We start from the raw sequence: 332 nt of genomic DNA, 5'->3' as shown, positions 1-332 counted from the left end.
TTTCAGTGATAACCTGTCGCTTATTCAGGAAGGTTTGATTAGTGAAGCCACGGTTCGCCGTAATGCCCTGTCAGCTGTTCCACCATACACAACGCAAGCGTCTGTGGATCAGGCAGAGCAAAAACCAGAAAATACTGCGGCAAAAGATACTGCCAGACAGCACGAGACCTATCATCTGGCACAAGAAACCTACAAAGCCTTTAACATTTTGCCTTCCAAAAAGGAGTTGGGAAACCTTATGCAACAAATTTCAACCATTCAACAGGAGCGTGACCTGAGCATTCAACAAATGCGGCAAAACCTGCAAATGTATCAACGCTTTATTCAAACCC

Annotated in this window: 1 pseudogene; it reads left to right on the top strand. The window is 44.9% G+C overall.

The window, feature by feature from the left end:
- Positions 1-332: pseudogene (locus Q0954_RS34665) on the top strand (hypothetical protein); the annotation flags it as partial.

This window comes from uncultured Microscilla sp. (assembly GCF_947493425.1).
GTDB lineage: Bacteria > Bacteroidota > Bacteroidia > Cytophagales > Microscillaceae > Microscilla.
This window is presented reverse-complemented; position numbering and strand designations above follow the sequence as displayed.